Here is a 23,193-nt window from a genome sequence, read left to right as displayed (position 1 = left end):
CCCGTCCTCACGGACGGTCCCGCTCGTCGACGCGGCGCCGTACCCCGACCACCGAGAAGCGGGACGTGACAAAGGAACCGTGGAAGACCGCGGCGTTGCCCGAGGCGTTGGCCCCGGTCCCGTGGACGTCGGAGAAGATCGACGCCTGCGTCATCAGCCACGGGCCCGTCAGGTCGAGTGAGAGGTTCACCCCGCTCTCCCTCGCGAACTCCTCGGCCTGTTCGCGCACGTCGGGCCGGACCGTGTGCACCCCGGCCACCAGCGATCCGCTGCGCCGCGCCGTCTCCGCCATCGTCTCGAAGGCCTGTTCGGCCGACGGCACCGGGACGGCGAAGTAGACCGGTCCCGGGTGCTCGGTGAAGAGGGCGTCCGCACCCGCCTCTCCCCGGACGATGACCGGCGTGCACAGCTCGGCCGCGGGATGGGCCGGGTGGGACACCCCGGGCGCCGCGTGCAGGACCTCCCCGAACTCGCCCGCGGCGGCGCGGCGGTGGCACTCCAGCGTCTCCGAGTCGCCGATCGCCCCGAGGAGCTCCGCCGACTCGCTCCCCTGGGACAGCAGTCCGTCCAGCGCGGCACCGATGTCGGCGATGACCCGGTCGAAGTCCTTGTGGCCCTCGTCCGTCGCGATCCCCGCCTCGGGAAGGAACAGGTTCTGCGGCCCCGTGCAGAGCCGGCCGCTGTACAGGGCGAGGGTGAAGGCGACGTTGCCCACCAGGCCCCGGTAGTCGCGGGTGGACTCCACGAACAGCGAGTTGACCGCGGAGGTGTGGGTGAAGACCGTCGCCTGGCGGCAGTTCTCCCGCAGCCACGCGCCGAAGTCCGGCTTACCCGTGTAGTCGATGATCCGCACCTCGGGCCGGGTGGCCAGGTCGCGCGCCACCCCCTCGCCGGGGTATTCGGCGGCGAGGCAGACGAGGTCGGGGGCGAACCCCGCCTCGCGCAGCACCTCCCGCGCCACCTCGACGGTCATGGCGAGCGGGAGCACCGCCTCGGGGTGCGGTTTGACCAGGACCGCGTTCCCGGCCGTCAGGGAGGCGAAGAGTCCGGGGTAGGCGCTCCACGTCGGCACCGTCCTACCGCCGATGACCAGTCCGATTCCCCGGGGGACCGGGGAGAAGGTCTTGGCCAGCACCTCCGCGCCGTCGGCGGTCGGCTTACGCCACTCGACCCTCGCGGGGAGACGGGTCTGCTCCGCGAGGACGTGGGCCACCGCCTCCAGGCCCCGGTCCTGGGCGTGCGCCGCCCCGGCGTGGAAGGCCATCAGGCTTCCCTGGCCGCTCGTGTGCGTGGCCGCGTGGGCGAACTCGTGGGAGCGCCGGTTGATGCGGGCGAGGATCTCCGCGCACACCGCCGCCCGCTCCTCGGGGGTGGTCCGCGCCCACCCGCGCATGGCCGCGCGCATGGCCGGGAACAACCGGTCGGGGTCCACGTGCGGATAGGAGATCCGCAGGAGGGAGCCGAAGGGGGACCGTTCCCCGCCCTGTTCCGGCTCGGGCCCCACGAGCCCGTCAACGGCGGGCTGGCCCAACGCGAACGGCTTTCCCAGGCGGGCCTGGAACGCCGCCTCGCCCTCCTTCTCCGCGTCCGGGCCGTAGGCGTCCCGGTCCTCCTCGTAGGCCGCCCAGTACTCCCTCGTCGACACCGCCTCAAGGGCGCGGTCCAGCAGGGGACGGTGCCGTTCGACGAGTTCTCCCACGACGTCGTCGCGGACCGGGGTCTGCGGCAAGCCGGACATGTTCTCCACCTCGTTTCACCAGAACCGCGTCCGTCCACGGACGCGAGCGGGGATGCGCTGCGTCCAGGGCCGCGCGCCCCGCCTCCGCGGGCCCGACCCCTCCCGTCGGGACCGCGGAGGCGGGGCGCGCGTTCCCCGGTCTCAGCGCGTGGTCGCGGGAGCCCGGCCCGCCAGTGCCACGAGCAGCGCCCCGACCGCGAGCGCGCCCGCCACCCACATGACCGAGACGATGCCGGTGGCGTCCAGCACCATTCCGCCGACGAACGCGCCCAGCGCGATGCTTCCGTTGAAGACACCGACGAAGAGGGAGGAGACGCCCTCTTCCTCGCCGGGAGCGGACTTCATCATCCAGGTCTGCGCGCTGACCGAAACACCGCCGTAGGACAGGCCCCACAGGATCAGCAGCGCGCCCGCTCCGAGAACACCGACGCCCAGCCACGGCGTGAACAGCACCGACAGCGCCAGGCCCGTGCTGAGCACCACGAGCATGGTGCGCGGCGCGTGGGCCGCCCGCGGACCCGACACGAAGTTGCCGATGATGCCGGCGATGCCGTAGACGAGCAGCATCACGCTGATCAGCGCCGCGCCGATACCGGTGACCTCCTCCAGGACCGGCCGGATATAGGTGTAGGCGGCGAAGTGTCCGGTCACGAGCAGTACGGCGATGACCAGGCCGGTGACCACCCGCGAATTGCGCAGCAGCCCCGCCACCCCGCTGAGCCGGGCGGCCTGGGCGACGGTGAGCTTGGGCAGCAGCACGGCCATCGCGACCGCCACGGCCAGCGCCAGCCCCGCGATCACGACGAACGCCGCGCGCCAGCCGACGAGGGCCCCGATGTAGGTGCCGGTGGGGACGCCGAGGACGGACGCCACCGCGATACCGCTGAAGATCATGGAGGTCGCCGAGCCGATCGACCTCTCGGGGACGAGACGCGGCGCGAGTCCGGCGGCGAGCGCCCAGACACCCCCCATGCCCACTCCGACGAGGACGCGGGCCACGACCATGATGGTGAAGTTGGGCGCCCAGGCCGAGAGGAGGTTGGCGCCGGCGAGCAGCACCATCAGCGCGATCAGCACGATTCGGCGGTCCGAACGGCCGATGAGGGTCGGGACGAACGGCGCGGAGACCGCGGCGACCAGACCCGTGATCGTCAGCGTCAGCCCGGCCGTCCCCTCGGAGACGTTCAGGGAGTCACCGATCGGCGTCAACAGGCCGACCGGCATCATCTCGGAGGTGACGACCGTGAAGGTACCGATCGCCACCGCGATGACGGCGAGCCACCCTCTGGTCGGGTTGCGCGTTCCCACACCTGTGGGAGTGGCGACTTCGGAATGGTTGGACATGCGGCCATCAAAACGGTGTGGACCGGGCGGAACAATATCGAATTCCTCATGCTTCAATTAGCTGGGTTCATCGATGCAGTCCCCGGCCCTGAAAGCCGGTCGAGACGGGAGGCGTCCGTGCGAGGTCTGGAGATCAGGGAACTGGAATGCTTCCTGGTCCTTTCCGAGGAACTGCACTTCGGCCGCACGGGGGAACGCCTCTACATTTCGCAGAGCCGGGTCAGCCAGCTCCTGCGCGCGCTCGAACGCCGTGTCGGCACCCGCCTCGTCGCCCGTACCAGCCGCCACGTGCGCCTCACCGCGGCCGGCGAGGAGTTCCTCGCCTCGCTGCGTCCCGCCTACGACGCCCTCGTCTCGGCCGTCGAACAGGCCCGCGCCGCCGCCCACGGCACCGCGCGCCGCATCCGCATCGGCTTCCAGGGGGCCATCTACGAGGAGATCACGCGGGCCATCACCGCTTTCCAGGCCCGCCACCCCGAATGCCGCGTCGACATCGCCGAGATCCCCCTGTCGGACCCGTTCGGCGCGCTGCGACGGGAGACCGTGGACGCCGCGGTGGTCCTGCTCCCGGTGGAGGAACCGGACCTGCACCTGGGGCCGGTGTTCTCCGAGCAGCAGCAGAGGCTCGCCGTCTCGGTGCGCCACCCCTTCGCGCAGCGCGCCCGGCTGGACGCGGAGGATCTGGCCCGCGTCTGCCTCATCCCCCTCACCGGTCCCGCGCCAGAGTACTGGAAGAGGGTCCATTCCCCACAGGTCACCCCGAAGGGCCGCCCCATCCCCCAAGAAGGCGGGGTGCAGACCCTTCAGGAGGGGTTGACGCTGATCGCCGCGGGGCGAGGCGCGATGCTGCTGTGCGGTTCCACCGCCGAGTACAACCGGCGCCGGGACATCGCCTTCGTTCCCGTCGGCGGACTGCCGATGTCCGCGCTCGGCCTGATATGGCCGCGCAGTGGCGAGAGCGCTCATCTGAAGGCGTTCGCCGCCGAGATATCCGATTCCATTTCCTGAGGTCGAAGGAGCGCGGTCATAGGGCCGTCCTTACGGAGGGGAATGGTTGCCCGCCTCCTACCTTCCCCGTTGCCGCGGGGCTACCCATTCGCGTAGTGGCCCCTCACCTTCTCCAGCGGGAGAATCGGTTGTCATGATTCCGACTGCCGACGCTCTCGTATGCGGCTTTGGACCGGGACTGCTGCTCGCCCACGGAGCGGGCAGCGACATCCAGGACAGCTACGGCCCGTTGATCGCGCCCCTCGCCCTCGGCAACACGGTCGTCGGCCCCGACTACCCGGGCTCGGGGGGAACGCCGGCGCCGTCCGGCCCGCCGACCCTCGACGCCCTGGCCGACCACATCGTCGAGAGCGCCCTGCGCGCCGGCGTCGAGACGTTCGCCGTCTCGGGCTTCTCCATGGGGACGGCGGTCGCGGTCCGCACCGCGACCCGTCACCCGGCCCGCGTGACCGCGCTCGTCCTCTCCGCCGGCCTGGCCCGCCCCGACATCCGCCTGCGCCTGGCCGTGGGCACCTGGCGCGCGCTGCTCGGGTCGGGTGACGCGAGGGGGCTGGCCTCCTACCTGACCCTGCTCGTCAACAGCCCGGCGTGGCTGCGGGGCCGCTCCGAGGCGGAGGTGGAGGAGCAGCTCGCCCTGTTCGCCGAGGGGATGCCCCCCGGTACGGACGGGCAGCTCGACCTGTTGAGCCGCCTGGACGTACGCGGGGATCTGGGGCGGGTCGGGGTGCCCACCCTCGTCGTCTCCCCCGTGGACGACCTGCTGGTGCCCCCGGAGCATTCGCGGGAACTGGCCGAGGGCATCCCGGGGGCCGAGCTGGTGGAGCTCGACTGCGGCCACGCGATCGCCGCCGAACGCCCCGCCGAGTGGGCCGCCCTGATCGGCGACTTCCTCACCGCCACCGGCCATCGGACCCCCCACCCGGAGTAGACCGCGCGCCCGCGGCGCCGCGCCTAACCGACCGCCCCGGCCCTCCGCCGAACAGAATTCCGGGGGAGTCGTACAGGAGACATCGCATCCCGCCGCCACCAGGCTCGCCTTCGAATGCGCATCGAACGGGAAAGAGTTCGCCTACCGGTACGAACATTACCGCGAAATCCACGAGGTCGAATTTGGAAATGCGAAGGCAAACGAATTCGCCGGAAGGAATATTTCGCACAACGACATGAAGCGGATATTCGCCGAGAATTCGCAGATAACGGAAGGAAGTCGTACAGAGAACCCTGAACGCCGATCATCAGGTGATCAGCAAGACATTCAACCATCCACCAGCACAAGTCGGTTCCGGCCCGGGCATGGAATCCTTGGACCAAGAGCTGCGGGCTCAAGCCAACAGGATCGACATGGGCCATGAGGCCTCTGCCGCTTACCACGCCCGAAAGCACTTCAGAGAGCTACACCAAAGCGAGCAGACCGGGCCGCTCCTGCACGACAGTATATAGAGAAGGATAACGGCGATCGAAACCACGTACACGAGAGACGAATATACGAGAACAACGAGGAGGTGAAGACCCGAAAAGGCGAAAAATTGATAATGCGAGTAAGGTTGACAGTAAAGGCTGACGGGACCGTTACCATGCCCACTTATTCAAGGGCGTACTGAGAACATGTTCGATAAGGAGGAAGCTCTCAGTGAACTTGCACGGGAGCGGAGAAGGCGAGTAATCCTCCTCCTGCAGAATAGCGCCAATGGCCTCCCGAAGCAGGGCATCGAGGACGCCCTGGAGGCCCTGTCCTGGCTCTACCGACTCTCAAAGATGTCCTCCGGTCACAGAAAGGAACCAGAGGATTTCAAAAAGGCCGTCAATGAATTGGCCAGAAAGGAGGCGAACATGTCTCTCCTTTCCTCTTATTCGCAAGACTGCCTAGGGTATGCCGAGCAATGGGACCCGGGAAGTTTCTCCGAAGCCTGTTGGCAACGCTCCATGCTCCAGATACTCCTGGATGAATACTTAATCTATTCCTCGGAGGACGAGCTTCCCCTGTTCCTGAGAACATACGACCTCGGGTTCACCGACGACGCCTTGCAGGAAGCCGCGCTCCATGTACCTCCGCTTCCACCGAAGAAAATCCCTTCTTGGGTGCCCTCGTCACACTGGTGGTGGAATGCTCCACAGGGGGACCCTTATCACGAGCTGGATTACGCGGATTTTGATACAGACCACTCGGATTCCTATTCCCCTAGCACCCCCTTGAGGATATATCAGCGAGCAAGCGCCCCCCGACCACCCCTATCCGGCCGCAAAGGTTCTCTACTCATCGAGCAGATGGGTATAGTGCTAGCAAAACTACACGGCTTCTCCAGCAAGAAAGGGGAGATCAGGAGAGGATTCATCGACATCCTTGAGGAAATATACATCCTCCACCTTCTGGAAATCGCCGAAACACCCACGAAAGAGGAGAGGCGCTATTTCGAAAGAGAAGTCACCCGCCTTGCAAGTAAAGGAAAAACCCCCGGCCGGCTAAAGCAGACCGTCAACGAGAACACCGCCCGGGTTCGCCAACGCGATCGCGAAAACCTGCTTCATGTGCGAAAGATACGTTCCCACCTTGAGTTCTTCATGGACTATCTCGCAGACCAAGAAACACTCGACATGACGGTTCTTCCCGGTCTTTCCTCTGATATCAACGAGCTGGATGATGCTCTAAGAGAGGAAACGCCCGCACTTCCCTTGCCAAGGGATGCCATCCCTCGCTGGATTCCCTCTTCACACTGGTGGTGGCACACTCCCTGACCGAACAAGGCGTGGGTAAATTAGGAGAGCAGATTTCCATAAGGTATGGAGCGATACACCGGACTGGAGAACCATGACCGACCGACGCACCTCCGAGGAGATCGCCGCCGAGCAGATGTACGCCGGCCCCGACGCGATCCGCCGGCGCCTGGACGCCGACATCGCGGAGGTGGCCCGCCTCGGTCAAGGGGAGGTGAGCATCTCCTCCTCCAGGAGCGACATCGGCATCCGCCACGCCACATGACCTCACCGTCTCCGCCGGGAAACATCCGTGAAACCAGCGAAGACGGCGGCATTCACGGCCCCCTGCATCGGGCGTGTGCGGACCGCCGTCAACCGCGCCGGACTCACCCGCCACCTCAGCGCCTGCCGACAGGACGCCGAACATGGCCGCCTGGACACGCATACCCCGACGCCCACCGGAGCCGCGGGTTTTCAGAAATTCTCAGCACCGGCCACTCGCCCTCTCGGAACATCCGGCAGCGCGCAGGAGAACAGATGACCGAATTCCAGGAGCGCCGCGCACACAACTCCCGGAAAATGGAAAAGTTACTCGACTACCTGGTAGGCCCTGAGCCAGGGGACAAGGACCGTACCCCGGCCACGGGAATGGCGATGGAGGGGGCGGTAGAGCTCTACCGCCTCAGCCTGGAGACACCCATCGACCCGGCGGAGATGGCCGCCTTCAAGGCCCGCTTCAGCGAGCTCATGCAGACCGAGGAGAACCGCATCGGACTCGCCCTCTTCCTCTCCTCCTGCGAGCAGGAGGCCGATCGCGGCCGCCTCGACGGATACGCCGACGCCTGCTGGAGCCGATCAGTCCTCCAGATCATCAACGACGAGTTCACCCCCCTGGAGCCCCTCCTCTACGAACCCGACCGGGAGGCCATCCAGGACATCGACGAAACCCTCCACGATGTCGCCGACGACGCCCCTCCCGTACGCGAACATGAAATCCCCTCCTGGATCCCCGCATCACACTGGTGGTGGCGTGCCCCCAGACAACAGGACATGAGCGAAGAAGAACGACGACAACGCCTCGAATACGACTGGTACGACTGGCATTGACTGAAGAACCATGACCGACCGACACACCCCCGAGGAGATCACCACCGAGCGGATGCACGCCGGCCCCGACGCGATCCGCCGGCCGACATCGCGGAGGTGGCCCGCCTCGGTCAAGGGGAGGTGAGCATCGATCCCGCGGCTCCGCGCGACGTGCTGATAGCGGAGATCCGCTCCCAGGCCCGGCGCGTCGGGTTCGACTCCCCTATCGCGGCGTCCACCGCCGCCATGCGCCACATCCGGGAACTGCCCGTGGCCGAACGTGGTTCCGGCTCGCCGATCACGCCCTACCACGAGGCGGCCCACCGCACCCTGGCCGAAGGGGAACTCGTCGCCGACACCACCTCGCCCACCGGGGAACGGCTGCTCGTCCTCCAGCGCGTGGCGGAGGAGGCCGCCGGCGTCACCGTCACCCTGAGCGCCCGGGTACGCATCGACCCCGACCACGGAACGTGGCTGGACTCCTTCGGGTGGCCCGTCGAGGCCCCGGATGTCCCGGTCCGTCGGCCCCGCCGCCTGCCTCTCCCAGGCCCTCGCCGATCTGCGCGACGACACGGTCCCCTTCGACCGGGCCATGCTCATGGTGCTCGGCACGGCCATCGGGACCCCCGAGGTCACCGATGAGCGGCAGCGCCGCGACCTCGCCCTCCGGTTCGCCGGCCGCCCTGACGTCCTGGACGCCTACATCGCCCGGCTGCGCTCCTACGCCGACGACGCCTCCGGCGATGGGTGGTTCGGTGCCTGCCTGTAGTGCTCCGCGCTGGAGACCCTGTTCGAGGGGTTCCTCGGCAGCGCCGCCTTCGCCCTGGTCGGCATGTCCGTCATCGACGACATCGACGAGGACCTCCGCGAGGAACTGCCCCTGGCCACCGGCGCCGCTCCGGATGCCGCGCCTGCGGGCATACCCGCCCACCACTGGTGGTGGGCACTTCCGGGAGAGCACTGAGCCCACCGGCCGGATCCCGTCACCGGACAAGGCCCACGAGCTCACCGTCGAGCGGTTCCGCAACGACATCGAGGCCGCTGACAGGGCCGAGGGCGGAATCCCCGGAACCGTCGGCGACCGCCGGCCCGCCATGGCCCACGCCCAGGCTGACGGCTCCCCCATCGAGGCCTCGGCCGACCGGGGACCCGGCAACACGCCCTCCGACCCGTCTCCTTCCAACGGCACCTCTTCCAACGGTGCCGGCGGCGGACAAGGCAGGAAGGCGAAGAACCCACTCCTGGAGACAGGGGAGCGCGAAGAGGAGATCAATAGAGCACCCGGGCAGGAGCCATTCAGCAGAGGAGGACGACAGCGCGCCCATTCCGTGGCAAGTGGCCGATACAGCGAAAGCACCAAGGACGGGATGGCGCACGGACCTCCCTACAGAACGACAGGGAAACGATGAGTTCCACAGGAGACGAGACGATCCCTTCCTCGCAGTTCCACATGAGCAGCGTTCTAGCATTCCTGGAGGAATCGAGCAGAAGAAAGGAGATCGGAAACACCACGATAGAACGCGCCGTCTCCGAGACGATGACACTTTATCGAGCCCTGAAAGAAGAGGGGAATAAAGCCCCCGGGTCCTTCAGGGCCGATTTCACTCGGCTTCTCAACTCGGGCAGGAACCCCGTCGGGATTTCGCTGTACGGACTCAACTGCCTGATACATGCCCAACGGGGGAGAACGGACGGCTTCCCTTCGGCCTGCGTGGAAAGGTCGGCACTCCAGATAATCGCCGATGAGTTCATGGACTGGGAACAGGAACTCGACGAACGGATCCGGGAAGAGCTGGAGGACTTCGAAGAGATCGATGAGACCATTCGAGAGGTCTCCGACGAGGCTCCTCCTTTCCGCGAGAATGAGATCCCCGGCTGGATTCCCTCCTCACACTGGTGGTGGCGCGCTCCTCACCAGCAGGACATGAGTGAGACGGAGAGGGAGGACCGCCTCTACTACGATCAGTACGACGGCCTGGAGACCCCCGGCTGACAGGCACCCCCGGAGAACGTGCGCCGGACCCGGTGCGATCCGCCGACGTCCGGGCGCCGACATCGCCGACATCGCCGAAGTCGCCCTCCCGGCCCGGGAGGCGTGGACCTCGGCCCCACCCGTTCCACGGGATACGGCGGCGCTGGACTCCTACGGCCGGCCCGGTGTACGCGTTCACCACCGGATCCGGCGATCACCTCCCCCAGGCCCTCGACGGCCTGCGCGACACCGTCGCCCTCTTCGACCGCGCCATGCTCATGCTCCTCGGCACGGCCACCGGATCCCCCGAGGCCACCGACGAGCGGCGGCGCCGCGGCATCGCGCTCCAGGCCGCCGCGCGCCGAGGTGGGCTGGAGACCTACATCGACCGGCTGCGCTCCTGTCTCTGGAACCGGAGGCGACGGCAGTGGATCAGAGAAGGAACATGGGGAATTCCGTAGACATCTACACGAGAACCGGTTCGGGCATAGGAAGGCTGACCGCCGAACTCGCAAGAGCATCGAAAGCAAGCACCTACCGGGTCGGAGCGGACACTTCTTTCTTCAGAGCCGGCCTGCAGAGCACACTCGGCCTCCCAGGGTTCATGGAGATCATAATCGGGTTCACCGACCTGAAAGAGATCGGAGAAGCCGGCACGTTCGAAGGAACAGCGCTCGCGCACCACGAGTACGAGATATCCATAGAGTTCATGGCCGTCCAGGGGATGGCGTCCCTCGAAGGGAAGAACGAACTAGGGCTCAGGATATTCGAGATGTTCTCAGAGCTCGGATATCCGATGACCTACGTCGACCTGAGCGAGAGGGTGTCCGCGGACTTCGCCCCTCGAAAAGGGCTCAGGCGCTTCTCCCCGCCCGTGGAGCTCGACGACGCATGTCCGGCGGCTCTACCGGAGGGACCAGGAGGAACCGGCCTCGTTCCCTCCAGAACAGGACCTACCGCCGGCACGGGATCCTGCTCCGTGTTCCTCACCGAAGGACTCATGGCCGCATGCGCAGCCCCTGACGGGATACCGACGGCCCCTTTGGGCGTTCTCGACGACAGGCTCTCCGACGCCGAGACCATAGGCGAGGTCGTCTCATCCTCGTTCTCCTCTCTCTTCACCGGAACACAGACCCCCCTATCGGCCGAGGACATCGCCGACACGCTTCGCGTTTTCACCGGATCACCTGGAAGCGATCGCGCCGCACCGGTGAAGCGGTTCCGGCTCATCACCTCCGGCCGGGAGATGACGGTATGTGCGGAACCGGGCATCCCCCATCGGGGAGAGCAGGCCGGGCGCGCGGACGCCCCCGCCCTCGAAGGGGACATCGTTCACCGGGGGCCGCTCCCCGGATCGGACACGGAACTCGGACGGCTGATGAAATCGCTCCGGGAGATCCGGACGTCTGGAACGACCGCCCGCCACGAACGTCGAAAGCGGAGCCGGCGTACGGAGTCTTCATGCTGAGCTGCCGCCGGAAGGGGACCTCTGAAACGGATCCGGGGTTCTGCGCAGCAGCGCAGAAAGAACCATACGCGGAGGCGGCCCCGTCGGCGGAACCGTCACCTCGGACGCAGGCGAAAAGCCCGCCTCCCGGTGCGGGATGCTTGAGGGCAACGGCGCTCCGCGCCGCAAGGGATCGAGGAAGCCGGACACGAGAAGCGCGCCGCGGGTTTTCAGAAATTCTCAGCACCGGCCGCCCACCCTCTCGGAATAGCCGGCAGAGCGGAGGAGAACAGATGACCGGATTTCAGGAGCGCCGATCACACATCTCCCGGGAAATGGAACGGGTGATCGACTACCTGGTGGACCGTAAACGAGGGGACAAGAAACGCCCCCCGGCCACAGGAGCCGCGTTGGAGGGCGCGGTGGAGATCCACCGTCTCAGCCTGGAAACGCCCATCGACCCGGCCGAGATGGCGGCCTTCAAAGCCCGCTTCACCGAGCTCATGCGGACCGACGGCAATCGCGCCGGCCTTGGGCGCTATCTCGGCACCTGCGAACGAGACGCTCTGTGCGGCGCGGTGGACGGATACCCCAGCGCCTGCTGGAGCCGTTCCGTCGCGCAGATCGTCAACGACGAGTTCACCCCCCTGGAACTCCTCCTCTTCGAACCCGACAAAGACTTGATCCAGGACATCGACGACGCCCTCAAAGACGTCTACAAAGACGCGCCCCCCATGCCCAAAAATGCCATCCCCGACTGGGTCCCCACCACACACTGGTGGTGGTACGCCCCCGAACAACGGGAGATGACCGATTGGGAACGCCGCATGCACTTCGAATACGACTGGGACGACTGGCGATGAGAGAATCCCGGCTGACGGGCACAGCCCCGTGGAATGCGCCGCCGCACGGATGACGGCTGTCCTCACCACATCCCGTCTCCGTCCCCCACCGGCTCGCGTTCCACATCCCGCCTCCCGCCCGCCGCCCGGTCCGTTCTCGTCACTCGTCGAGGAGAAGCGGTCGGCGTCCACAGCCGCCCGCACGCTCGGAAAGGGCGTGAGGAGGCGGAGCGGTCCACGCGGAACGGGACTGGCGGCGAACCCATCTCATCGGTGAGAGGCCTCCGGGCTCAGGGCCTCTCCTCCGGGGAAGCCGGTGAAGCTTCTCAACGGAACCACCGGCCGCCTTCCCCGCCTTCTCGTGAAGGTTCGTTCCGGACCCTCCGCCGAGCGGCCGGGGTCCTCGCGAGCAACCGGCGCCAACGCGGGAGCGGCACGGCGTGCAGCTCCCGCAACGTCCGTTCGTACCCGGCCCGTCCCCGTGCCGGCGTGCCTTCTGTGCCCCTCCCCTGCTCCGTCTTTCCTCTCCTTCTCCCCCGGCGTACCGCCCCCGCCTCACCGGAACACGGACTGCTCTTGGGCACGCCGTGTTCCGTTGACGAGCCGCCTGGGGGTGCACACGGCACCCGCTGGGAGGAGCCGGTCGAGCCGGTGCGCCCGGACGAGGCCGTGGGACCGCCAGCCTAGGGGACGGTCCCGCCTCCGGTGACCGACCGGGTTCCAGGAGCCGGGGAAGGTGTCACCGCGGCGGGTTCCCCCTGGGGAACGGAGACGATTCCGGCGCCTGGACGGAGTTCGAGGCGTTGATGCGGCACCTGCGTCCGGAGGGTGCGGCGGCGGTCTGACCGCCGCCGTTCCGGCCGGGACCGTATCGTCGCGGGGGTCGCCTCGCGGTTTCGGAATCGACGGGGAACACCCCATCGTCGTCACGGATTGCAATCGAGCTCACACTATCGGTAATGTTCTGTCTCGACGGGAACGCCACCACCCAACACGGTGGATCCCCGTCTGTTGAGCGACGAGGGGGCCCTCAGCACAGCGCGGTGCGTTTGAGGGGGAGCCGCGCGGCGGACGACGGGGCCCCGCTCCTCCCAGAGTGGCGCGGTCTCGGGGTACGGGGGGACTCCGGGGCCGCGTCACTCATCTTGTCGTCCGCCCCTTCTCGGCCGTCGGGGCCGACCGTCCGTCCGGTGTCCCGTCCCGCCCGCCCGACGGCGGGGCCGCGCGACCAGATGCCCTACTTCGTGTGCGGCGCGCCGGAATCGGTCCAGGTCACGGCCCGCGTGCGCTCCCCCGTGGTTTCCTCTTCAACCATGACACGGACGGGTTACGGTGCCGCCATGAGCGATCACGAGGAGAACGCGCAGGCGGGTGAGCTGCTGGACGAACGCGCCAGGAGCCGGCCGGGCGACCGGCGTCCCGCCCTCCGGACGTGCGCTTGGTGCGGCAAGGAGCTGTCCCCCTCACGCGCGGGCCAGCAGCGCTTCTGCGGCGAGGTCTGCCTCAGGCGCGATCACGAACGGCGGTTGGTGGTGGAGCAGCGTCGGGAACGCGGCGGCCCCGAGCGGGGCGAACGCGAGATCGTCACCGAGATCATCACCGAGACCCGCACCCGCATCATCCAGGTCCCCCCGTCGCCGCCTCCGGCCCCTCCCCCGCCCCGGATCGTCGAGGTGCCGGTCATGGCCACCCCCACGCGCGCCGAGGAGATCACCGACTTCATCGAGGCCGCAGCGGAGAGCGTGCGCAACGGCACGATCCGTCCCGGTGACCATCGTCGGATCCTCACCTCGATCACCCGCCTGCTGGCCGCCCTGGAGGACGCCCATCCGGGGGGCCGTGACGCGCTGTGGGGACGGCGTTGACCCTCCCAGGTCCCACCGTCCTCTCGGGTTCACGGGGTCAAAACGCCCGCCAGCGCACCGTCGGATCCTCGTCGCGCAGGGAGCGGACCCTACGGCGGAACTCGGCCAGTGCCCGCGGGTTCCCGGGGACGTGCTGGGCGACCCAGGCGGCGCTGGCCGTCTCCCGGGCGCCGCGCAGCGCCGCACCCCCCTCCCATTCCATGACGTCCCAGCCGTAGGTCCGGGTGAAGTCCGCGTACTCCCTCCCGGGCAGGCCGTAGCGGTCGCGCGACAGCGCCATCACCACCAGGTCGTGTTCGCGCAGGTCGGTGGAGAAGGTCTCCAGGTCGACCAGGATCGGTCCGGCGGGACCGACGTGCACGTTACGGGGGAGCGCGTCGCCGTGGATGGGGCCGGGGGCGAGGCGCGGGGTGAGGGCGGCGGTCAGGGCGGCGAACCTGGACCGGCGCCGCAGCAGGAAGTCGGCGTCGGCGGGGTCGATGTGCCCCTCGGCCGCGCGCAGCCAGCGTTCGACGCCGGCAAGCAGGTCGCGTGGCGGAAGCCCGAAGGGGGGCTCGGGAAGGGCGTGGACCCTGCGCAGCAGGAGGGCGAGGTCGGTGGCGCCGGCCGGGCGCACCGGAGCGGGCAGCCGCTCCCAGAAGGTGACCGGATGGCCGGACACGTCCAGTGCTTCGGGGGCGTCGGCCGCGGTGCGCACGGCGGGGACCCCCTGTCCGGCCAGCCAGTGGGCGACCGCGATCTCGCGCCGGGCGCGGTCCAGCAGGGACGGGTCACGGCCGATCCGCACCACGACGGGGGCCCGTTCCAACGCGAACACCGCGTTCTCACCGAAGGCGAGTTCTGTGGCCCCCACGGGGCTGATCCCGGTCCGCGCGCACGCCTCGTGGAGGACCTGGAGCACCCGTTCCCGGCCGAATCCCTGCGCGGTCATCGTTCTCTCCCTCTCTGGGTCGACCCCCAGCACGCTATCGCTGGATTCGGGGCCCGAGGTGGTGCGGGCGGCCGTTCGGGCGCGGGACCGGGCCGTCCGGTCCGGGTGGGTCCCACCGGGGTTCCGCAAAGGACAAAACACACAAAGAAGTAGTTCCGGATTTGTGTCGTTGTCGATTCGCCCCTCCCGCCCAGTCCGAAACCGGTAGGGTTCGACCGTCGACTTCTCCCCCTTTTCGAACACCGCGAAAGAGGCGTGTCTGTGGCCGAGACGGTTCGCCTGGTCTGTCCGTCGGGACGCAAGCATGCCGAGCTGTGGGGCGGCGCCGCCGTCGTCCTGCTCGGGATCGCCGTCATCGTGTTCGGCGGCTCCCACTGGGCGGGCATCGTGCTCGGCGTCCTCCTGCTGGCCGCGGGTGCCGTGTCGGCCTGGCACGGTTCCCGGCTGCGGGTGCCGGTGCTCGAAGTCGACGCCGAGGAGTTCCGCTACACGCGGGGCCGCTACATCGTGCGGCTCCCCTTCGACGAGATCGGCTCCTACCAGCTGCTCCCCGGACGCACCCGGTCGCTGGGGCTGTACGACGTCACCGGCCGCCCCCAGGTGTTCCCGTCCGTCGAGGGACGCCGGACGACCCGTCCCTACCTGCCCCTCACCGGCCTGACCTCGCCCGCCCGGGTCGAGGCGTTCATGCGCGCCGCGGGCATCCCGACCCGCGACCGCTCGCTGACCAGCGGAGACGGCGACAACGCCTGAACACGCCGCCGGCGGGCCCTCCCCGTGGAAGGGCCCGCCGGCGCGGTTCGTTCAGACCGGTCAGAACTCCAGTCCCTCGGCGTCCTCACCCAGGACCTCGGGCAGGAAGTCGGGGTTGTCGGCGAGCCAGGCGCGGGCCCCCGCCTCCTCGTCCCCCTTGTGGTCCTCCAGCACCACCTGCTCCAGGTCGGCCAGCTGCTCGTCGCTGAGCGTGAAGTTCTGCAGCCAGCCGTTGAGCTCGGGGAAGTCCTCGGCGAAGCCGGAGCGGCCGACCATGTGGATCTCCTCGCGTTCGCCCATGGCGCCCGCGGGGTCCTCCAGGTCCTTCAGGTCGTACTTGGCGTAGGCGATGTGGGGCCGCCACAGCGTCACGACGATCGGCCGTTCCTCCTGGATCGCGGCGTCGAGCTCGGCCAGCATCGCCGAGGTGGACGACTCGACGAGGTTGTACTCCTCGTCCAGGCCGTACTCGGGCATCGCGCTCTCCTTGGTGGTGCGCACCAGGCCGGAGCCCGATTCGATGCCGATGATCTCGCCGCCGAACTCGTCGGCGCGGCCCTTGAGGTCCTCGATGGAGTCGACGTCCTCGACGTAGGAGGGGACGGTCAGCTTGAGGCTGGCGTTGTCGTACCAGACGCCCAGGTCCTCCATGTCATCGCCGTACTGCTCCCAGTAGTCGGCGTGCGTGGTGGGCAGCCAGGTGTCGAGGTACAGGTCGATGTCGCCCTGCGCGACCCCCTGGTAGACGGGAGCGACGTCGACGCTTTGGACCTCGACCTCGTAGCCCTTCTCCTCCAGGATCACCTTCCACAGGTTGGTGACCGCGATGTCCTCCTCCCACGGGATGAGGCCGATGCTGATCTGCTTCGCGGTGTCGCCGCCCTCGTCCTGGGGGCCGGTGGCGACGCCTTCGCCGGAGCCGCAGGCGCCGGCCAGGAGCACCAGGGAGGCCGCCGCCGCGCCGATCCCGAGACTCCGGCCGCCGCGCGAGGTGGTACGCATCTGGATTCCCTTCTGCTGTTGTGCGGGGATGGATGGGGGTCAGCGGGATGCGCGCTGGGCGCGGGCCGCCGGGGAGAAGCGGGTGACCGCGCCGGTCAGGCGATCCAGGAAGATCGCGAGGACCACGACGGCGATGCCGCCCTCGAACCCGAGAGCCACGTCGCTGCGCGCGATACCGCTGTAGACGTCGTTGCCGAGACCGCCCGCGCCGACCATGCCGGCGATGACGACCATCGACAGGCTGAGCATGATGACCTGGTTGACGCCGGCCATGATCGTGGCCAGGGCCAGCGGGAGCTGGACACGGCGCAGGATCTGGAGCGGGGGCGCGCCGAACGCCTCACCCGCCTCGACGAGTTCCCGATCGACCTGGCGGATGCCAAGCTCGGTCAGGCGCACGCCCGGCGGCATCGCGAAGATGACCGTGGCGATCACGCCGGGGACCTGTCCGATGCTGAAGAACGAGATCGCCGGAATCAGGTAGACGAACGCCGGCAGCGTCTGCATGAAGTCGAGGATCGGCTTGATGAGACGGCTGACCCTGTCGTTGTAGGCGGCCAGGACGCCGATCGGGACGGAGATGGCGACGGCCACGGCGGTCGCCACCAGGATCAGCGCGAGGCTGCTCATCGCCGCCTCCCACTTGTCCATGCTCACGATGAGCAGGAAACCGAGGAAGGCGAACAGCGCCAGCCGCCACCCCGAGACCACCTGGGCCAGCGCCACGAACAGCAGCAGCACCAGCAGGTCCAGCGGGACGCCGACGATGTGGTGGAGGACGAACAGCGCCACCGTCGCCACGGCCGCCCCCACGGCGAGCAGCCACTGCCGGCGGTCGCGGGTCGCGGTGAGGCTCACCACGACCAACGCGGCGAGCAGGAGCAGCGCGAGGACCAACGGCGGGTGCACGTAGGACGCGCCGAACAGGTTCATCGCCCACAGGAACAACGGCGCCGGCAGCGACCCGATGGCCAGCGCGACCCCTCCGGCGAGGGCCTCCACCAGGGAGAGCACCGCCCAGGCGGCGAGCGCGGCCAGGGTCGGGATCGCGCCGCCCCGGATGTTCCCCCGGCGGGCGAGCAGGCCCGCGGCGACGACCAGCGCGGCGATCAGGGTGAGCTGCGCCGCGGTCGGGACGGTGAGCAGGGCCGCCAGCCAGTCGACGCAGGCGCCGATGACCGCGCCGATCACGTCGAACAGCGGGCCGAGGTTGTCGCGCAGCCAGTCGATGGCCGAGTCGAACCAGGGGCCGACCGGGACACGCGGGACCTCGATGGTCAGAGGTGTCGAGGACACGTTCACCTCGCCTCACCCCCATCGACGGCGACGCCGGCGGCCACCGCGGTGGCGGTGTCCTTCTCCCCGGCGTCGTGGCCGGGCGGGGCGAGCGCGGCGAGGAGGGTGTCCCGCGCGACCGCGCCGAGCAGCCGGTCGGAACCGTCGACGACGGCGATCGGGTGGGGGGTGCCGGCGGCGCGGTGGAACAGGTCGGCGACCGCGGTGGCGGGGCCGACACGGTGGACGCCGGTGTCCAGGACCGAACCCAGCCCTTCCGCGTCGTCCGCCCGGTCCAGGGCGTCGGCGTTCACCACGCCGAGCAGGCGCCGCTGCGGGTCGAGGACGAAGGCGCGGTCGGTCCCGGCCTCGCGCATGGCGCGCAGGGCCTCCCGTGGGTCCTGGCCGGAGTCGACGGCCGTCGGCGGCGCCATGACGGAGCCGGCGGTGAGCACGCGGGTGCGGTCGACGTCCTCCACGAAACGGGCCACGTAGTCGCTGTTCGGGCTGTCCAGGATCTCCTGGGCCGTGCCGATCTGGGCCACCCGGCCGTCGCGCAGCACGCAGATGCGGTCGCCCAGGCGCATCGCCTCGTTGAGGTCGTGGGTGATGAAGATGATGGTCTTCCCCAGCGACGCCTGGAGTTCCAGCAGCTGGGTCTGCATGTCGCGGCGGATGAGCGGGTCCAGCGCGCTGAACGCCTCGTCCATGAGGATGATGTCGGTGTCGGCGGCGAGGGCCCGGGCCAGGCCGACCCGCTGCTGCATGCCGCCGGAGAGCTGGGTGGGAAGCCGCTCCTCCCATCCGGCGAGGCCGACGAGTTCCAGGGATTCGCGGGCCTTGCGCACACGCTCCTCGCGCGCGATCCCTCGGACCTCCAGGCCGTAGGCGGCGTTGTCGAGGACCGTGCGGTGCGGGAAGAGCGCGAAGTGCTGGAAGACCATGCTGATCTTCTCGCTGCGCACCCGCCGCAGTTCGGCCGCCGAGAGTCGGGTGATGTCGGTGCCGGCGACCTCGACGGTGCCGGAGGTCGGTTCGAGCAGGCCGTTGAGCATCCGGATCAGCGTGGACTTGCCGGAGCCGGACAGGCCCATCACGACGAAGATCTCGCCGGGGCTGACCTCGAAGGAGACGTCGATGACGGCCGCTGTGACGTTCAGGTCGGCGATCTCGTCACGGTGCCGACCGTCGGCGAGGAGCTCGACCGCCCGGTCCGCGCGTCTGCCGAACACCTTGTAGAGCTTTTCTGCGCGTACTGCTGGCACGGTCCCCTCTCTGGTCTTCCGGTCGCCGGGTGCGGCGGTCCCGGCAGCCCGGACCACGCGGGTCCGTATTCGCGCGGGACGTCCGCGCGCGGGCCGGGGAACGCGCCCCGCATACTCAGGGCGTGACGACGGCGTCGGCCGCCTCACTGCTTCACGCCCGTTTTGAGTAGGTAGGTCACGTTACAGACGGCGACCTGGGGATTCCCTGAGGGGGATCACGACGAAATAACACGTTTAAAGCGCGAAAAAATGGAATGCGGACCTGTCCAGGTGACCTCGCCGGCCACGCGGCAAGGGATTGTGATATGGGTCACTGCCTTCTAGAGAGTGACCTTCGTCACTGGATTCGGCGAAGGTCCAGCTCTCCGCGGACACGCACCGATGGGGCTCGCTTCCATAGAGTGAACGAGGATGATAGGACCCCGAACGGGTTCCCGGACGCCTCCGGCCGCGTTCGCATAAAGTCGATAACGTGACGCAGTCCCGGATACGCGCCATCCTGACCGTTGTGGCCCTCACCGCCGTGATGTGGGTCCTGGAGATCATCGACCTCCTGACGAACAACGCGCTGGACGCCTACGGCATCCAGCCCCGCGTGATCGACGGCCTCGGCCACGTCCTCACCGCGCCGTTCCTGCACTTCGGATTCGACCACCTGATCGCCAACACCGTGCCGTTGCTGGTGCTCGGCTCCCTCACCGCCTTCAGCGGCCTGGGACGCTTCGCCGCGACCTCGGTGATCGTCATCCTCGTCAGCGGGGTCGGCGTGTGGCTGACCTCCACGCCCGGCAGTCTCACGCTCGGAGCCAGCGGGCTGATCTTCGGCTACTTCGGCTTCCTCGTACTGCGCGGCATCATCGAACGCAAGACGATCGACATCGTCATCATGATCTGTGTCGTCATCTTCTACGGGACGATGATCTTCGGCGTGCTGCCCACCCAGACCGGGGTCTCCTGGCAGGCCCACCTGTTCGGCTTCCTCGGCGGACTGCTCGCGGCCTACGTGCTGCCCAGGCGCGAACGTCCACAGCGGCTCACCCCCGGATACGGCCCCCAGGGGTATGGCCCCGCGGGCTACCCGAGGTACTGATCCGGACCGGCCGGGTCAGACCTGGGCGCGCGTGAAGTTGAGGTGCGAGCGCGACGGCGTGGGGCCGCGCTGGTTCTGGTAGCGCGAGCCGTACTGGGCCGAACCGTAGGGGTGTTCGGCCGGCGAGGTCAGCCGGAACATGCACAGCTGGCCGATCTTCATGCCCGGGTAGAGCTTGATGGGCAGCGTCGCCACGTTGGACAGCTCCAGCGTCACGTGGCCCGAGAAGCCCGGGTCGATGAAACCGGCGGTGGAGTGGGTGAGCAGGCCGAGACGGCCCAGGGAGCTCTTGCCCTCCAGCCGGCTGGCGATGTCGTCGGGGAGGGTGACGACCTCGTAGGTGGAGGCGAGCACGAACTCGCCCGGGTGCAGGATGAAGGGCTCCTCCCCCTCGGGTTCGACGAGGCGGGTGAGGTCCGGCTGCTCCACCGACGGGTCGATGTGCGGGTACTTGTGGTTCTCGAACACGCGGAAGTAGCGGTCGAGGCGGACGTCGATGCTCGACGGCTGGATGAGCTTCGGGTCGTAGGGGTCGATCCTGACCCGCCCGGACTCGATTTCAGACCTGATGTCACGATCGGAGAGCAGCACGCTCCAGAACTTACCTGCTCACACCCACCGACCCGGATACCCGTGGAAAACCTCGATTTCCGGCTGCGCCAACGGTTCGGGTACGATAACCTCGTTGCGAACCGGGAGACCGGTCCACATCGCGGGTGTAGTTCAATGGTAGAACTTCAGCTTCCCAAGCTGACAGCGCGGGTTCGATTCCCGTCACCCGCTCCAGACACACAGACGGCCAGGTCGTTCGGGGTTTTCCGAACACCTGGCCGAACTGCTTTCCGGGGTTCCGTCGCGATCGCCGTGCCACACACGTGCCACACGCGCGGACGCCGACCTCAGCGACGGGCACGTGCGGAGGGCGGTTCCTCGTCGTCGTCCTCGGCCCGGTTCGCCCTCAGTTCCTCGGCCACCCTCTCCCCCAGCCGGTCCGCGATCTCGCGTTCGCGTTCGTCGCGCGCGTGGAGGTAGATCATCGCGGCGCGGGAACTGGAGTGCCCCATACGCTTCATCAGCTCCCGCACGGAGGCACCGGCCTCGGCCGCGTAGGTGTTGCCGGTGTGCCGAAGGTCATGGAAGCGCACCCCTTCCAGCCCCGCCGCCTTGCACGCCTTGGCCCAGTAGGCCGAGAAGTTCGCCCGCCGCAGCGGCTTGCCCTTGACCCCGACGAAGACGTAGGAGTCCGGATCACCTGAGCCGTAGATCAGCAGGTGCCGCCGCAGGTCGTCGATGATCAGCGAGGGCAGCGCCACCGTCCGGTAGCCCGCCTTGGACTTCGGTGTCCCCGGAACCAGCGTGTTCAGTTCGGAGAACGTCTCCCGCACGGTCACGGTGCGCGCCTCCAGGTCGAGCCAGCGCCGCCGCAGCCCCGCCAGCTCGCCCCACCTGAGACTGCCGAACGCCGCCAGCAGCACCAGCGCCCGATAGCGCGGGTTGATGGCATCGGCAAGCTTGAACACCTCGGCCACCGACAGCGCGGGGCGTTCCTCGGCGTGCTCCTGGCCCGCGCCTTCGATCTGGCAGGGGTTCTCCCGGATGAGCTTGTCGCGGACGGCGGTGTTCAGGACCGCCCGCATGAGCCGGTACGCCTTGGCCACCGTCGTCTTGCCCACCTTGGCCCGGTGCCGAGCCGTCCGCCACCGCCGGATGTCCGCCTCGGTGATGTCCTTGAGCGCCAGGTTGCCGAACGTGGGGTTGAGGTGCAGCCGCAGCAGGATCTCGTAGAGCTGGACCGTCTTGGGGCTCAGGTCCCGGTGCTCCACCCACTCGGCCGCGTACTCACCGAACGGCACCGCCCCGGCGTCCGGGTCCCACCAGCCATCCCGAACCATCTCGGCCTCTTTGAGCGCGAGCCAGCGGTCCGCCTCCTTCTTCGTGGCGAAGGTGTGCGGAGCAGGCCGGTCCACCCCGTCCGGTCCGGGATAGCGCGCCTGCCACCGCTTGGAGGGCAGTTGCCGGATGCGCCCGAAGCGACGCTTGCGTGATGCCACGGTCAGCCCGCCTTCCGTCCGAGCCGGAGGGGTTCGACCGTCCCCGAGACGATCAGGTCCTCAACCGCGGATTCGGGGATGCGCACGTGACGGCCGATCTTGACGAAGGTGATGCGCCGCTCCTCGATGAGCCGACGCGGGTAGCGCTGGGAGGTGTTGAGCAGTTCGGCCACCTCGGCCACGGTCAGCAGACGCCCCGCAGGCCGCTTGCTTCTGGTCGCCATCACGCCGCCTTTCCAGTCGTTGCCGAAAGAGTGGTCTGCTGTGCCGCCTGGAGTGCCGCGCGGCGTTTCAGCGTCTCGCCGACGGCCCGTAACAGGCGGTGCTCACGGGGTGGCACGTCCGGGTCGGTGGGGCGGGCCAGTTCCCAGGCGATACGGTCACCGCCGCCGAGGAAGCGCAGAGGGAAGGCGGCGGGTTGCGCGTCCTCCTGGGCGTGGCCGGGGTTGTCCGGGTCGACGCCGAGCGTGCGCAGGACCCAGGTGAGGCGGTCGGCCTTGTGGTCAGCGAGGGTCTTGCCGGACCACTTGCGCGAGACCAGGACGCGCCGACCCGCATAGCCCAGGTGTTCACGGCGGTGGGCTTTGGAGGTGCAGAAGCCCGGCCTCAGCCCGGCTTTGGCGTTTTGGGGTTGGATGCCGTAGCGCAGCCAGTTCGCACACCTCGGCGAGCACGGCTCGAACCGCAGCGCGTCGAGCAGTCGTGTTTCGTGCCGGGTTCTTTAGAGGCTCGGAACCAACGCTTCGTCCTGCTCTGACACCGATACCTGCTGGTAGAAGTCGTCCTCGAACTCCGCTGGCGGGACCAGCCCGATCTCGCCGTGCAGGCGG

General features: G+C 68.4%; 23 protein-coding genes, 1 tRNA gene and 1 pseudogene. 15 read left to right on the top strand and 10 right to left on the bottom strand.

Annotated features, from left to right (window positions below; all coding sequences use genetic code 11):
* Nucleotides 1-7: 7 nt before the first annotated feature.
* Nucleotides 8-1,738, bottom strand: coding sequence for a phenylacetic acid degradation protein PaaN (gene paaN, locus ACYVHU_RS24145; RefSeq protein WP_078761783.1), 1,731 nt, complete (start codon nt 1,736-1,738; stop codon nt 8-10).
* A 141-nt stretch (nt 1,739-1,879) separates the two neighbouring features.
* Entirely contained in the window at nt 1,880-3,082 is a 1,203-nt protein-coding gene (locus ACYVHU_RS24140; protein ID WP_498949574.1) for an MFS transporter, read from the bottom strand.
* Between the two features lie 117 nt (nt 3,083-3,199).
* Between ACYVHU_RS24140 and ACYVHU_RS24135 the strand changes: the two genes are divergently transcribed.
* The 12 genes from ACYVHU_RS24135 to ACYVHU_RS24080 all read left to right on the top strand — a co-directional run bounded on the left by ACYVHU_RS24135 (nt 3,200) and on the right by ACYVHU_RS24080 (nt 13,996).
* On the top strand, nt 3,200-4,090 hold the full coding sequence (locus ACYVHU_RS24135) for a LysR family transcriptional regulator (RefSeq protein ID WP_235000951.1): 891 nt from the start codon (nt 3,200-3,202) through the stop codon (nt 4,088-4,090).
* Between the two features lie 133 nt (nt 4,091-4,223).
* On the top strand, nt 4,224-5,018 hold the full coding sequence (locus ACYVHU_RS24130; protein WP_200813625.1) for an alpha/beta fold hydrolase: 795 nt from the start codon (nt 4,224-4,226) through the stop codon (nt 5,016-5,018).
* A gap of 677 nt (nt 5,019-5,695) precedes the next feature.
* Nucleotides 5,696-6,823, top strand: coding sequence for a hypothetical protein (locus tag ACYVHU_RS24125; protein ID WP_498949573.1), 1,128 nt, complete (start codon nt 5,696-5,698; stop codon nt 6,821-6,823).
* A 73-nt stretch (nt 6,824-6,896) separates the two neighbouring features.
* The gene (locus tag ACYVHU_RS24120) at nt 6,897-7,067 is read left to right on the top strand and encodes a hypothetical protein (RefSeq protein ID WP_498949572.1); all 171 of its coding nucleotides are present in this window, start codon (nt 6,897-6,899) and stop codon (nt 7,065-7,067) included.
* 254 nt (nt 7,068-7,321) lie between these two features.
* Complete coding sequence (locus ACYVHU_RS24115) at nt 7,322-7,891, top strand: hypothetical protein (RefSeq protein ID WP_498949571.1); 570 nt, start codon at nt 7,322-7,324, stop codon at nt 7,889-7,891.
* 487 nt (nt 7,892-8,378) lie between these two features.
* Nucleotides 8,379-8,639 carry a hypothetical protein gene (locus ACYVHU_RS24110; RefSeq protein WP_432937442.1) on the top strand — a complete coding sequence of 87 codons (261 nt, stop codon included), beginning with the start codon at nt 8,379-8,381 and terminating at the stop codon, nt 8,637-8,639.
* A gap of 63 nt (nt 8,640-8,702) precedes the next feature.
* Nucleotides 8,703-8,834 carry a hypothetical protein gene (locus tag ACYVHU_RS24105; protein ID WP_432937445.1) on the top strand — a complete coding sequence of 44 codons (132 nt, stop codon included), beginning with the start codon at nt 8,703-8,705 and terminating at the stop codon, nt 8,832-8,834.
* 441 nt (nt 8,835-9,275) lie between these two features.
* Nucleotides 9,276-9,863: a hypothetical protein gene (locus tag ACYVHU_RS24100; RefSeq protein ID WP_432937448.1), complete on the top strand. Its 588-nt coding sequence runs from the start codon at nt 9,276-9,278 to the stop codon at nt 9,861-9,863.
* Nucleotides 9,864-10,027: 164 nt separating this feature from the next.
* On the top strand, nt 10,028-10,303 hold the full coding sequence (locus ACYVHU_RS24095) for a hypothetical protein (RefSeq protein ID WP_432937451.1): 276 nt from the start codon (nt 10,028-10,030) through the stop codon (nt 10,301-10,303).
* Nucleotides 10,288-11,310, top strand: a complete 1,023-nt coding sequence (locus ACYVHU_RS24090; protein ID WP_432937454.1) for a hypothetical protein — start codon at nt 10,288-10,290, stop codon at nt 11,308-11,310. Before ACYVHU_RS24095 ends, ACYVHU_RS24090 begins: the two co-directional genes overlap by 16 nt.
* Before the next feature lie 272 nt (nt 11,311-11,582).
* Nucleotides 11,583-12,152 carry a hypothetical protein gene (locus ACYVHU_RS24085; RefSeq protein WP_432937457.1) on the top strand — a complete coding sequence of 190 codons (570 nt, stop codon included), beginning with the start codon at nt 11,583-11,585 and terminating at the stop codon, nt 12,150-12,152.
* A gap of 1,319 nt (nt 12,153-13,471) precedes the next feature.
* A complete protein-coding gene (locus ACYVHU_RS24080) occupies nt 13,472-13,996 on the top strand; it encodes a hypothetical protein (RefSeq protein ID WP_144390097.1) in 525 nt (174 codons plus the stop codon).
* A 37-nt stretch (nt 13,997-14,033) separates the two neighbouring features.
* Here ACYVHU_RS24080 and ACYVHU_RS24075 read toward each other — a convergent pair whose 3' ends face one another.
* Nucleotides 14,034-14,927: an aminoglycoside phosphotransferase family protein gene (locus ACYVHU_RS24075; RefSeq protein ID WP_498949570.1), complete on the bottom strand. Its 894-nt coding sequence runs from the start codon at nt 14,925-14,927 to the stop codon at nt 14,034-14,036.
* 261 nt (nt 14,928-15,188) lie between these two features.
* Here ACYVHU_RS24075 and ACYVHU_RS24070 point away from each other — a divergent pair, with 261 nt between their 5' ends.
* On the top strand, nt 15,189-15,680 hold the full coding sequence (locus ACYVHU_RS24070; RefSeq protein ID WP_078761802.1) for a hypothetical protein: 492 nt from the start codon (nt 15,189-15,191) through the stop codon (nt 15,678-15,680).
* A gap of 60 nt (nt 15,681-15,740) precedes the next feature.
* On the opposite strand, the gene ACYVHU_RS24065 is transcribed toward ACYVHU_RS24070, so the two are convergent.
* Genes ACYVHU_RS24065 through ACYVHU_RS24055 form a run of 3 tightly spaced genes read right to left on the bottom strand, consistent with a single transcriptional unit; the run spans nt 15,741 to nt 19,222 of the window.
* A complete protein-coding gene (locus tag ACYVHU_RS24065; RefSeq protein ID WP_078761803.1) occupies nt 15,741-16,682 on the bottom strand; it encodes a glycine betaine ABC transporter substrate-binding protein in 942 nt (313 codons plus the stop codon).
* 39 nt (nt 16,683-16,721) lie between these two features.
* Nucleotides 16,722-17,978, bottom strand: a complete 1,257-nt coding sequence (locus tag ACYVHU_RS24060; protein ID WP_498949569.1) for an ABC transporter permease — start codon at nt 17,976-17,978, stop codon at nt 16,722-16,724.
* 2 nt (nt 17,979-17,980) lie between these two features.
* Complete coding sequence (locus tag ACYVHU_RS24055; RefSeq protein ID WP_235000952.1) at nt 17,981-19,222, bottom strand: quaternary amine ABC transporter ATP-binding protein; 1,242 nt, start codon at nt 19,220-19,222, stop codon at nt 17,981-17,983.
* 472 nt (nt 19,223-19,694) lie between these two features.
* Here ACYVHU_RS24055 and ACYVHU_RS24050 point away from each other — a divergent pair, with 472 nt between their 5' ends.
* Nucleotides 19,695-20,312 carry a rhomboid family intramembrane serine protease gene (locus tag ACYVHU_RS24050; RefSeq protein ID WP_078761805.1) on the top strand — a complete coding sequence of 206 codons (618 nt, stop codon included), beginning with the start codon at nt 19,695-19,697 and terminating at the stop codon, nt 20,310-20,312.
* 15 nt (nt 20,313-20,327) lie between these two features.
* On the opposite strand, the gene dcd is transcribed toward ACYVHU_RS24050, so the two are convergent.
* A complete protein-coding gene (gene dcd / locus ACYVHU_RS24045) occupies nt 20,328-20,903 on the bottom strand; it encodes a dCTP deaminase (RefSeq protein ID WP_078761806.1) in 576 nt (191 codons plus the stop codon).
* A 121-nt stretch (nt 20,904-21,024) separates the two neighbouring features.
* Between dcd and ACYVHU_RS24040 the strand changes: the two genes are divergently transcribed.
* Nucleotides 21,025-21,098 (top strand) — tRNA-Gly (locus ACYVHU_RS24040).
* Between the two features lie 113 nt (nt 21,099-21,211).
* Here ACYVHU_RS24040 and ACYVHU_RS24035 read toward each other — a convergent pair.
* The 3 genes and pseudogenes from ACYVHU_RS24035 to ACYVHU_RS24025 form a co-directional block, all read right to left on the bottom strand.
* A complete protein-coding gene (locus ACYVHU_RS24035; protein WP_498949568.1) occupies nt 21,212-22,363 on the bottom strand; it encodes a tyrosine-type recombinase/integrase in 1,152 nt (383 codons plus the stop codon).
* Between the two features lie 2 nt (nt 22,364-22,365).
* Nucleotides 22,366-22,587 (bottom strand): MerR family transcriptional regulator, encoded by a 222-nt coding sequence (locus ACYVHU_RS24030; protein ID WP_498949566.1) that lies wholly within the window; start codon nt 22,585-22,587, stop codon nt 22,366-22,368.
* Nucleotides 22,587-23,066: pseudogene (locus tag ACYVHU_RS24025) on the bottom strand (replication initiator); the annotation flags it as partial. The gene ACYVHU_RS24030 and the pseudogene ACYVHU_RS24025, both read right to left, overlap by 1 nt.
* Between the last annotated feature and the right edge of the window lie 127 nt (nt 23,067-23,193).

The organism is Marinactinospora endophytica, assembly GCF_054780875.1.
This window is presented reverse-complemented; position numbering and strand designations above follow the sequence as displayed.

What these genes read in the sequence shown, in the direction of transcription:
- paaN (WP_078761783.1), bottom strand. Translation starts at nt 1,738, where the DNA reads ATGTCCGGCTTGCCGCAGACCCCGGTCCGCGACGACGTCGTGGGAGAA.
- ACYVHU_RS24140 (WP_498949574.1), bottom strand. Translation starts at nt 3,082, where the DNA reads ATGTCCAACCATTCCGAAGTCGCCACTCCCACAGGTGTGGGAACGCGC.
- ACYVHU_RS24130 (WP_200813625.1), top strand. Translation starts at nt 4,224, where the DNA reads ATGATTCCGACTGCCGACGCTCTCGTATGCGGCTTTGGACCGGGACTG.
- ACYVHU_RS24125 (WP_498949573.1), top strand. Translation starts at nt 5,696, where the DNA reads ATGTTCGATAAGGAGGAAGCTCTCAGTGAACTTGCACGGGAGCGGAGA.
- ACYVHU_RS24120 (WP_498949572.1), top strand. Translation starts at nt 6,897, where the DNA reads ATGACCGACCGACGCACCTCCGAGGAGATCGCCGCCGAGCAGATGTAC.
- ACYVHU_RS24115 (WP_498949571.1), top strand. Translation starts at nt 7,322, where the DNA reads ATGACCGAATTCCAGGAGCGCCGCGCACACAACTCCCGGAAAATGGAA.
- ACYVHU_RS24110 (WP_432937442.1), top strand. Translation starts at nt 8,379, where the DNA reads ATGTCCCGGTCCGTCGGCCCCGCCGCCTGCCTCTCCCAGGCCCTCGCC.
- ACYVHU_RS24105 (WP_432937445.1), top strand. Translation starts at nt 8,703, where the DNA reads ATGTCCGTCATCGACGACATCGACGAGGACCTCCGCGAGGAACTGCCC.
- ACYVHU_RS24100 (WP_432937448.1), top strand. Translation starts at nt 9,276, where the DNA reads ATGAGTTCCACAGGAGACGAGACGATCCCTTCCTCGCAGTTCCACATG.
- ACYVHU_RS24090 (WP_432937454.1), top strand. Translation starts at nt 10,288, where the DNA reads ATGGGGAATTCCGTAGACATCTACACGAGAACCGGTTCGGGCATAGGA.
- ACYVHU_RS24085 (WP_432937457.1), top strand. Translation starts at nt 11,583, where the DNA reads ATGACCGGATTTCAGGAGCGCCGATCACACATCTCCCGGGAAATGGAA.
- ACYVHU_RS24080 (WP_144390097.1), top strand. Translation starts at nt 13,472, where the DNA reads ATGAGCGATCACGAGGAGAACGCGCAGGCGGGTGAGCTGCTGGACGAA.
- ACYVHU_RS24075 (WP_498949570.1), bottom strand. Translation starts at nt 14,927, where the DNA reads ATGACCGCGCAGGGATTCGGCCGGGAACGGGTGCTCCAGGTCCTCCAC.
- ACYVHU_RS24065 (WP_078761803.1), bottom strand. Translation starts at nt 16,682, where the DNA reads ATGCGTACCACCTCGCGCGGCGGCCGGAGTCTCGGGATCGGCGCGGCG.
- ACYVHU_RS24030 (WP_498949566.1), bottom strand. Translation starts at nt 22,587, where the DNA reads ATGGCGACCAGAAGCAAGCGGCCTGCGGGGCGTCTGCTGACCGTGGCC.